At 61.3% G+C, this 7871-nt stretch carries 6 protein-coding genes; all 6 read left to right on the top strand.

The features are described 5' to 3' along the window. Entirely contained in the window at positions 1-3531 is a 3531-nt protein-coding gene (gene dnaG, locus Q5H93_RS04505; protein WP_305005298.1) for a DNA primase, read from the top strand. A gap of 699 nt (positions 3532-4230) precedes the next feature. Next, positions 4231-4908: a hypothetical protein gene (locus Q5H93_RS04510; protein WP_305005299.1), complete on the top strand. Its 678-nt coding sequence runs from the start codon at positions 4231-4233 to the stop codon at positions 4906-4908. Next, a complete protein-coding gene (locus tag Q5H93_RS04515) occupies positions 4895-5563 on the top strand; it encodes a hypothetical protein (RefSeq protein WP_305005300.1) in 669 nt (222 codons plus the stop codon). Before Q5H93_RS04510 ends, Q5H93_RS04515 begins: the two co-directional genes overlap by 14 nt. A gap of 3 nt (positions 5564-5566) precedes the next feature. Further along, positions 5567-6916 (top strand): hypothetical protein, encoded by a 1350-nt coding sequence (locus Q5H93_RS04520; protein ID WP_305005301.1) that lies wholly within the window; start codon positions 5567-5569, stop codon positions 6914-6916. Then, entirely contained in the window at positions 6913-7608 is a 696-nt protein-coding gene (locus Q5H93_RS04525; RefSeq protein WP_305005302.1) for a LamG-like jellyroll fold domain-containing protein, read from the top strand. Before Q5H93_RS04520 ends, Q5H93_RS04525 begins: the two co-directional genes overlap by 4 nt. Positions 7609-7674: 66 nt before the next feature. Next, positions 7675-7871, top strand: a 197-nt coding sequence (locus tag Q5H93_RS04530) for a hypothetical protein (protein ID WP_305005303.1), incomplete at its 3' end; no start/stop codon positions are given.

The following is a 7871-nucleotide window of genomic DNA, read 5'->3' on the forward strand; positions in this document are numbered from 1 at the left end:
ATGCTTCTTTCGGACTCTACCATTGACCAGGTACGCCAGCTCGACATCGTCGCCGTGGTGCAGCACTATGTCCCGCTCAAGTCGCGCGGCCACAAGCACGAGGCGTGCTGCCCCTTCCATAACGAAAAGTCACCCAGCTTTCACGTTAACGCTGGCAAGCAGATTTTTAAGTGCTTCGGTTGCGGTGCCGCCGGCGACGGCATCGGCTTCGTGATGAAGTACGCCAAGCTCGATTTTATCCAGGCCGTTAAGGAAATAGCCGGTAACCACAGCATCCAGCTCGACTACCAGAACCTGAGCCCGGAAGCGGCGGCGAAGGCTGAAGCGGAGCAGCGCGACCGCGAGGCCGTACGCATCGTGCTCAGCTACGCCCAGGGCTACTTCGCCGGCACCAAGCTCCCCGACCGCTGGGGCGAAACCCGCAAGTTGAAGCAGCCCGTGCGCGACGCTTTCGGGCTGGGCTACGCCGAGAAACGGTCCGACGCCTTCTATCAGGACGCCATCCGGAACGGCTACTCGGCCGACGTGCTGGTGCGGGCCGGCCTGGTGCGGAAGGTGGAGCACGATGACCAGGAGCCGAAGTACTACGACGCCTTCCAAGACCGCGTAATGTTCCCCATCCGCGACGCCCGGGGCCGCGTCATTGCCTTCACCGGGCGCCTGGTCACGGAGCCCGAGCCCGATGCCGCGTTTAAGCCCGGCAAATACCTCAACAGCCCCGACACCACCTGGGTGAAGGGCGACCACCTCTACGGCATCGACCTGGCCGCTGACGCCATACGGACACGGAAGTTTGCCTACCTGATGGAGGGCAATATCGACGTGATGCAGTTCCACCAGTGGTCGATGCCTAATACCGTGGCGCCCTGTGGCACTGCACTCACCGACAACCAGATAAAGCTGCTGAAGCGCTACACCGACCACATCGTGCTGGTGCCCGACAACGACGCGGCGGGCGTCAAGGCCCTGCACAAGAATGCCCAGCTGCTCACCGCTGCCGGCTTCCGCGTCGACGTGCTAGTGCCAGAAACAGGCCTCGACCCGGACGACATGCTGCGGCGCAAGATTCACAGCGAGGCCGAGTTGGAGGCGTGGCTGCGACACCAGGCGCCGTACATCACCGGTGCCCTGCTTGAGACATGTGAGTTGGATGCAGCCTTGGGTGGCCACGATAAGGCTGCAGCCATCCGGCGCATGGGCGAGGTGCTGGAGCTAATCGAGGACGACACCCTGCGCCAGGTGTACTACGGCGATGTGTGCGACGCCTGGCCCGACTTTAAGAAGGGCTACAAGCTGGTGAAGCGGGGCCAGGACGGGCTGGATAAGAAGGCCCTGGAGCAGTTGGGCGACAACCGGGCCGCATACTTCGACTTTGGCTTTTTCGAGAAGGACGGCTGCTTTTATTGCTACGCCAAGAAGGCCGAGGTTCGCATCTGCAACTTCACCTTCGACATCCAATACTTCGTGCTGAGCGCCAACGAGCCGAAGTATGTGTGCCGCTTCGTTAATATGTTCGGCACGTCGCGCACCATAGCCATCACCACCGATGACTTCACCAGCGTGGCCACGTTCAAAAAGAGCGTCGCGCGCCTGGGTAACTTCATCTTCGAGGGCAACGACGAGCAGCTAAACCTGCTCAAGATTAAATTATTCCACGGCGTGCCAGAGGCCGTGCAGCCGCGCACGATGCTTTACAACCCGAGCGGCGACTTCACCACCTTTGCCAACGGCCTGTTGTTCCAGGACAGGTTTTTTCCGGCGAACAAACACGGCATGGTGCGGCTAGAGCGGCCCGTGGCCACGCTCGAGGAGCTGGACGAGCTGCGGGGCGAGGCGCACCTGGGCATCGGTGACGAGGTGCATGTGCTGCAGTCGATGGAGAAGCTGGCCGCAAAGCTGGGTGGCCAGCAGAAGCTGGAGGAGTTGTTGGAGGCCGGCGACGTGGTGCACCACTCCCACTACTTTCTCCCCTTTGCCTCACAATTGAAGCTCACCGATGACGACGACGACAACTGGGAAAACGAGCGGCGCTTCCGTATGCCCACGAAAATCGAGGGCCTGCGCTTCGAAGCCTGGTCGGCGCTGATGCAGCGCGCCTATGGCTCCAATAGCATGGTGATGATAGCTTTTTACCTCTCGGCCATCTACCGCGACATCATCTACAAAGCCAACGGCAACTACTTCCCGCTGCTGCACTGCTACGGCCTGCGCGGCTCGGGCAAGTCGAAAGCAGCCGAGGCGCTGATATCGTGCTTCGGGCAATTTTCGGAGGAGACGGCCGTGCGCCTGGCCGGCGGCGCCACGGCCACCGGCATCCAGCGCTACATGAGCACGGCCCGCAACTCGCTCATGATGCTCGACGAGTACAAGAACTACCTGCCGATGCCCACCATCGAGCTGCTGAAGGGCATCGCCAACGGCACCGGCAAGCTGATGGGGCGCGCCACCGGCGGCAACGAAACCAAAAGCCTGCGCCCCCTGAGCAGCGCCGTGGTGTGCGGCCAGGACTTGCCCACGCGCGACCCGGCCCTGCTCAGCCGGTGTGTGGTGCTGGAATTCTCGGAAGAGATGAAACGGCAAAACGACCGCGACGCCTACGAGGAGCTGCGCGGCCTGCAGGAGAGCGGTGCCACCGTGCACGTAACTCGGGAGCTGCTCCAGTATCGCCCGGAGATGACCAGCTACCGCCGGCGGGAGCCCGACGTGACCCGGCGCATCCGGCAGCACTGTCAGGACGTGTTGGGCATCGTTGACCCGGAAGACCGCACTGTACAGAATGCCAGCACGCTCTACACTACGGCCGAAATCCTGCACGAAGCGGGCCTGAAGCTGCCTTTCACGATGGAGGCACTATTCGACAAGCTGATGGAGCGCGTGCAGGAAGTGGTGCAGATTCAGCACACCAGCGACGACGTGGAGCAATACTTCATGGTGCTGGGCAGCATGGTCGGCCGCGACATCCACGAGGGCAAGGACTTCAAGATTGTCAAGGAAGACGATGGCATCACCAAGCTGTTCCTGCGCGTGCGCAAGGTGCATCCGCTCTACCTGCAGACGGCCGCCCGGCAGGGTATCGAGGCGCTGGACGCCTCAACCATCCGCGGCTACCTCGGCAAGAGCCGCTTCTTCCTGGAAGACCGCACGAAGGGCGTCAAATTCAAGGACGAGCCCAATGCGACATCTGCGTTTGTGTTCAACTACGACCGTATGCGCGACGAGGGCGTCGAACTCTCGACCGCTGAAGACCTTGACACACTGGAAGCCCAGGACGACGCCAGCCGGCGCCTAGTGCTTAAGACAACCATCAAGGATAACGCGGAGCAACTGGTGTACGCCTGGCTCGATGCGCAGCCGGCCGATACCACGCTGGCTGTATCCGCCGGTCTGCGGCTATTTAACCAGGACAAGCTGCCGGAGCTATCGGAACTCGCTTTCCGGCAGCACCTGATTAGCTACCTCGGAGGGAAGCATGAACACGACCTCACCTTCAGCAGCGACATGAGCAAGTTCAAGTTGAGCATCCCTTTTTAAGCAGGGAAGGAAGGAAATATCTATTTCTAAAAAAGAGGGGCCTAGCGCCCCTTTTTTTGTGCCCGGCGCGCGGGGTCTGTTTCAGCCAGGGAAGGAATAAAATAAAATTCTTTCCTTTTTCCCCTAATGCAATTTATCCTATTTCTAAAGCCCTGTTGATAATTTTTTTAGAAACAAGCGCATCGGGAAAGTACCAGGGAAAACTCGGGAAAAGAAGGGAAAACTCGGGAAAAGACCTAAAATCGAAAAAAAAATAAGAGGGGAAAAGGCTGGGAAAGTCCCTCCTTTTCCCCTTTTTTCCCTGCTTCCCGAGGCAAAAAATCACTTAATTAATTAACATTCAAAATAATGGAAAACGGGGAGAGGAAACCGTCGCACGAGGGGGTGCGGCTTTTTTGAAAACAGGTACTGACCACTCCCGAAAACAGGCCTCAAATCTGGCGCATGTTTTCGACGACCCTACCAGGTGCGCTTAGCGGCTCCCCAGTTCCCGAGTTCAATGAATTCTAACACAATTGTTGAATTTATCTGGCGCTTTTGTCATTCCGCGTCATTAGATTCCTTATATTGCTTGGGCATTAGCCTAGTACGGCTGACGCAGGCTTACCCCTCACCCTTCTGCTCGTGCTTACCCCTTCCGCGTCCTTTGCCCCCGCTACCCCGGTGGGTAGGTTTGCTTCGTCCAAACCCGCCCCTGCCGTGAAACGAATCGACTTCCCCGTCAAGCCCCACATTTTAAAGTATCTGCTGGTGCATCTCAAGCTCCAGCGCATCGAAGGCCAGGAGTTGGTCGTCGATGATTTCGTGCTCAGCACCACCAACCGCTTCGGCTTTGCTCTGAACGCGCTGCTGCGCAAACCAGCCAAGTCGGCCCGCCACGAAGCCAGCATAGAGGATTGTACCGGGCTGCTGGGCGTGAATCTACGCAATTTCAACGGGGCCCACTACGAGCTGATGCAGGGCAACCTGTCAGCGTACTCCGTTTTTCAGTTCAACGACTTTGTCGACGACAACTTCCGCGCGGAGCTATTCTGGTGGGTGAAGAAGGCCGTGGCCCTGCGTTCGACCATCAAGGATGCCATCTACTCCTTCATGGCCTTCTACGACATCCGGGAGGAGGACATTGCCTTCGAAACCCTGCGCAAGGACGTGCAGCGGAATGCTGACCTGGCACCCCGGAAAAAAAATCAGCCGAAAGGCAAGAATTTTTCGGTGAATTTGTCCCGAAAAACAGGCGATTTGTCCCGAAAAACGGGCGATTTGTCCCGAAAAACAGGCGTTTTGTCCCACAAGGACACTTTTATCGCTGTTCGTGAGCAGCTTATGAAACTGCCTTTACCCCTCTTCGAGACCCAATTCTTCTATGCTGGCGCCTGAGTACGACCTGCGCAATCTGGTACAGGTGCCGGCCGACAACCACGGCGGCGTGGAGACCTGCGTGTGGTACACCCTGGCCGCAAACCTGGTCGACTTCCCAGCCACCGGTGAGCTGGTCATCCGCGACTCGCTGCAGCTGCAGCCGGGCACGACCTGGTACCAGGCCTTGAGCGTGCGCCGCACGGTGCGCTATAAGCAAACGCCCAAAGCCCAGGGCCGGCACGGCGACCTCTGGCAGCAGCGGCTCACCGGCACGCTGGCCCGGCACACGCCCGAGCTGGCGCTGGGCCTGGAGGCGCTCGAAGGCCAGGAGCTGGTGGTGCTCTACCGCGACCTCAACGGGCACGTGCAGCTGCTGGGTACGCCCGAGCAGCCGGTGAGCTGGACAGACACCTACGACTCGGGCACGGCTGACTTCACCAACCGCAACAACTACGACTGGACGCTGGCGGCTGACACGGTGCGCCGGGCGCGCCCCTACCTGGGCACCTGGCAGGTGGCAGAGGGCGGGCTGCAGTCGGGCATCGAACTGGGCGCCGGCGCCGGTGGCACCGTCACCATCCGCAACCGCGCGGGCCAGGTGGTGGCCACCGTGCAGGCCGGCCAAACCGTGGTGCTGCGCTCGGGCTTCCGCGTGGCCTTCTCCATTTTCTAAGTTATGTCGGGTCACAACCTCCCCATCACCCCCGCCCCCACGCTCACGCCGCTGGCGTTCATGCAGAAGTGGCTGCAAAAGCTCGCCGATAACGAGTTCGAGAACATCGTCGAGGAAACCCTGCGCGAACTGGTGCTCGACCTGTTCGGCACCTTTCCCACATTCAACGGCCTGACGGTAAAAAATGTGAAGGGCGCCACTTACCCGGTGCCGTTTACGGACTCGCTGCACACCATCCCGGCCAACTACCGCATCCTGGGCATGCAGGCGATGGCCCGCAATGGCGTCGACTCGGCCACGGGCGGGGCCGGCGTGGTGAAGGAGCCCGTGTACTTCCAGCTCCTGCAGGACTCGCAGGGCCTGGTCAACGCCCTCATCGACGAGGAGCTGAACACCATCACGACCGTACGCGCCAGTTGGGTGAAGGTCAGCGGCCCGCCGGAAGATATCCTGGCCTCCTTCGCGGAGCTGGAGCTGGAAGACCAGGACTACAAGGCTGGCGACGTGCGGCGCTACACCTTCCCGGATGGGCAGACGCGCCTGGTGCAGTGGAAAGCCAACAGCGTGGGCTTCACGCACCCGGCGCCGACCGGTCTCGATACCGACCCGATTTACCGCAACTTCGCGCCGCTGACAGTGGCCGGCGGCGGCGGCAGCAGCACCTTCGCCGGGCTGACGGACAACCCGCTGGCCAATGCCCTGCTCGCCGGCCTGCTCGGGGCGAAGGCGCCGCTGGCCTCGCCGGCTTTCACCGGCACCCCCACCGCCCCCACGCAAGCCGTGGGCAACAGCTCGACCCGCCTGGCCACCACGGCTTTCGTGATGAATGCCCTGGGCGCGACGCTGGCCAAGCCCTGGTCGGCACGCAGCTATGGGCCGTATGAGCTGGCCACCGCCGGCGGCGGCCTGTTCGTGGCCAAGCTGGCGCACGCCAGCGCCACGAGCCCGCTGCTCGATGCTACTTGGTCGGATAAGTGGGAGGTGCTGAGCTGGCCTACCACCGTGCGCCTCCTCGATAATCCTACCGCTGCCACCGCCGATATTTTGTCGTCGGCGACCTGGAACGGCCTGCAGGAAGCCTCCTGGCTGCTGCGCAATGGGGGCCAGCGCACCCTCGTGCTGCCGGCCGACTTCGTCGAGGGCGTCACGCGGGAATTGCACGTGGAAACGGACACTATCCCAGGTAACGACCTGCTATTTAGTTTACCCGATAATACGTACAAGCTTTACGTGCTGGCCGGCCGTTCGACCAGCCCCTCCCCGGACAAGGACGGCCGGACGGGCTATACCATTCGGCGCCAAGGCAAAGCGTTCCTGGTGGGTGTGGGCCATAATTACCAGCTCAAAGTATGAGTGCGGCTGCCGTCACCGCCCTCTACGGCCTGAACACCGGGGGGCCATTCAGTAACTACGGGTTCATCTTCGGGCCGGGCAAGTATGCCAGCTACGCGACGGCGATTGCCGGCAACGCCAGCCGCACCATTATGGTGTGGGTCAAGCCCACCAAAACGCTGGGCTACGCCTGGGGCACGAGCGTCATCCCGATTTTCTGCTCCGGCACCACGGTGGCCAACCAGGACTTCAGCCTGCGCTACTACGGCAGCATCACGGAGGGGAATTGCTACCTCGCGTTCAACGGCTGGAGCAACGACTTTAACTGCTTTCGAAGCCTGCCAGCTGATGTCTGGTCGTGCCTCGTGATTACCTACGACGGCACGAGAATCAGGCTTTTCGTCAATGGCGTAATGCCGGTGCTGAACGGCGAGCGCGCAACGACGGCTATCAATACCGCCCCCGGCCCCATCCGCTTCGGTACCGACCACAATGGGAATTCCAACGGGGCCGCCTTCGCCGGCTTCCGGCTCGAATCCGTGGCCCTGAACGCGACGCAGATACAGAATGAAATGAGCCGCCTGGTCGCGCCGCGTCCGACTTTGTATGCACAGTGGCCACTCACCGAGGGGAACGGCGCCACCGCCGACGACAACTCGGGCAACAACCGCACCCTGACGCTGGTCGGCAGTCCGCCCTGGGTGGTTCAGTAGGGACGTTTTCTGTCCTTTTTATCGGGGGTAGCCGGGAGGAGCTTTGGTTCCTCTTAGCTACCCCCGATGCTTGCACTCGTCTCCCAACTGGCCGCTTCGCCCTGGCTTATCAGCCTCGAACACGCCCACTCGTATATGCCCCTGCTGGCCGGCCTGCTGCTGGGCCAGCAGCAGAGCATGGCGCCCGGCCAGAACCTGGCCGAGCTGCGGGCCGCCGCTGCCCCGCGCGATTATGCCGTGACCGCTACCAGCAACGTGGTGAG

Source organism: Hymenobacter aranciens (assembly GCF_030580865.1).
GTDB classification, from domain to species: Bacteria; Bacteroidota; Bacteroidia; order Cytophagales; family Hymenobacteraceae; genus Hymenobacter; species Hymenobacter aranciens.

Coding starts and splice junctions, on each gene's coding strand:
- Q5H93_RS04515 (WP_305005300.1), top strand. CDS start 4,895: ATGCTGGCGCCTGAGTACGACCTGCGCAATCTGGTACAGGTGCCGGCC.
- dnaG (WP_305005298.1), top strand. CDS start 1: ATGCTTCTTTCGGACTCTACCATTGACCAGGTACGCCAGCTCGACATC.
- Q5H93_RS04525 (WP_305005302.1), top strand. CDS start 6,913: ATGAGTGCGGCTGCCGTCACCGCCCTCTACGGCCTGAACACCGGGGGG.
- Q5H93_RS04520 (WP_305005301.1), top strand. CDS start 5,567: ATGTCGGGTCACAACCTCCCCATCACCCCCGCCCCCACGCTCACGCCG.